A 2300-nucleotide genomic window follows, 5' to 3' on the forward strand; every position below is an offset into this window, starting at 1 on the left:
GCGTCCGGCCAGCAGCGCTACCACCAGATCCTACACCACGTCCCGGGACGCGATCACCGATGCTGCCGCAGCTCTCACGTTGCAGCCTAAATGGATTGATCTCTACCTGCTTCGCGCCAACATTTATCGTCGGCGAGGTGACCTTAAAGCCACCGCATTGGAAGCCGACCAAGCCATTTCAAAAAATCCAGATGACGCGCATGCCTATGTTGTAGCGGCGAACATATACAGCGTCACCAACAGGGATGCTGACGCGATGAAAGCGTTTGATCGCGCAATTGCCATCAAGCCTGAGGCCTATATCTACCTAAACCGTGGGCTTCGGCGTCCAAGAAAGGATTTGGCGGGACGCAATGCTGATATCGATGCTGCGTTGGATCTTGATCCTAAGAATGCAGAAGCGCTGGTAGCAAAAGCGCAATTGCAGGAGGAAGGAAACAATTTCATTGGAGCAATCGCGAATTACACTGATGCTTTAGCCAATTCAGCAAAGGATAGCTCATTGCTTGTCAGCCGTGGCATTGCTTATGCACGTTCAGGGGATACCGATCGCGCAGAGGCTGACTTCTCCGCCGCAAGGAAAAATGCCTCAGATCCAGTAATTTTCAACAGTATGTGTTGGTCCAAGGCGACGGCCGGTGTTTCCCTCGAATCTGGGCTGTCGGATTGTAACGAAGCATTGAAAGGACGACCGGATGAGGCGAGCTTTCTAGATAGTCGCGGACTTGTTCTGCTTCGGTTGGGCCGAAACGACGAAGCAATTGCCGATTACGACCGTGCGCTGGCGAAAAATTTGAATATTCCTTCTTCCCTCTGGGGGCGATCTATTGCCTGGGCACGAAAGGGCAACCTCGCGAAGGCAAAAGCCGATGAGGATGCGGCGCTCAAGATAGCACCCAATATCAAAGCTGATTTTGACCGTTATGGTATCACGCAATGACATTGATCACTGCGGGGAACGAAAGAAATCGGTATCGTATACTTACATTCTTTTTCGGCACTAACCGTAGGAACGGCACGAAAGGCGTTCACGCCGTAAGACCCTATGTTTGGCGGTTCTTGATGGGCAGCTATGCGATTTCTGTAATTGCATAGCCGTCTGTCTGCAATCGGCCATCTCCGCAAATTTCGAATTGCCGGAAACACATGCCCTAACGTCCGACACTGAAGGTTATTCCGTATCCGGAACAACTGCTGACCGGTACTTCTTTGCCTAACCCCTCCGTTCATGGACTTGTCTGATTTGGGTGGGTAGCGGACGGGCGGGTTTGGGACGCCGACCGCCGAAATCCGATGTTAGACTGATCGCGATAATCGGCTTAGTGCGATTACGAACCCCAATGCCGAAGCGGCAGAGTAAAACCAAATGGTTTCGTAGTATTTTGCTCCGTAAGCGGTAGGGGCAATTGTCCAGCCTAAAAGGAGGGTAGCCAGTAAAACTGCATATAGAGCGATGGGGATCAATGATAGCAGTGGACGATGAACAATTTGGTTTCGGACGGGGTATATCGCCGGAACCCCGATAAGAATGGAACCAGGAAGCGTCCCACAAAGGCTTATCATCCAGACGACTGGGTAGATCAGTATATAGCTACCGATCGGCTCGGAAGCATTGGCAAAATGAGCGCCCATAAATCGGCGTAGCGGGTGTCCAAAAATCTCATCAAACAAGAGTAGGGCGGTTCCTATGGTGCTGCCGACGAGGCTCGCGAAGATCGCGGCCACCAACAGCTTTCTGAGCGAAATCCCTGTCATGATGCATCCAATAGCAGGCATCAGTTAATGACCGCTTTTGGTCTCGAGCATGGCCGCTCTGAACGACAGATTTTGGTCGATGACGGTCCGTCCGCTTTCTGCCGCACCTTCTACGACACAGCCTCTTGAAACGGGGCGGCTAGCGCGCGACGTGCAAGCTTTTGCAGGAGAGATCAGTGGTTGAGGCAAGATGGAATGGCGCGCTCATCGCCGCCAGCGACGACACCGTTCTCGTAGAGGGCAATCACTATTTTCCCGCCGATGCCGTTGATCAGACGTTTCTGACGCCAAGCGACACGACAACCATATGTCCCTGGAAGGGGACGGCGCATTACTATAGCCTGCAGGTGGAGGGCGCCGAGAACCGCGACGCCGCTTGGTACTATCCTGACCCTAAGCCCGCTGCGGAGGAAATTCGCGGACGCGTTGCCTTTTGGAAGGGTGTGGAGGTCGGCTAAACTGGACCGGCCGGCTGCGCGACCTGCCGTGTGTGTCAAACGGCGTTCAAAAGGGACCCCCGATCGGCGTCGAAGAGGGACCCCCTT

General features: G+C 53.6%; 2 protein-coding genes. Both read left to right on the top strand.

What is annotated here, in order from left to right:
* Positions 1 to 940 (top strand): tetratricopeptide repeat protein (locus AX724_RS22950; protein ID WP_156448109.1); only part of this gene is annotated, 940 nt, incomplete at its 5' end.
* 991 nt (positions 941 to 1931) lie between these two features.
* Positions 1932 to 2213, top strand: coding sequence for a DUF427 domain-containing protein (locus AX724_RS15820; protein ID WP_066768115.1), 282 nt, complete (start codon positions 1932 to 1934; stop codon positions 2211 to 2213).
* Positions 2214 to 2300: the final 87 nt, after the last annotated feature.

The organism is Sphingobium sp. CCH11-B1 (genome assembly GCF_001556865.1).
GTDB lineage: Bacteria > Pseudomonadota > Alphaproteobacteria > Sphingomonadales > Sphingomonadaceae > Sphingobium.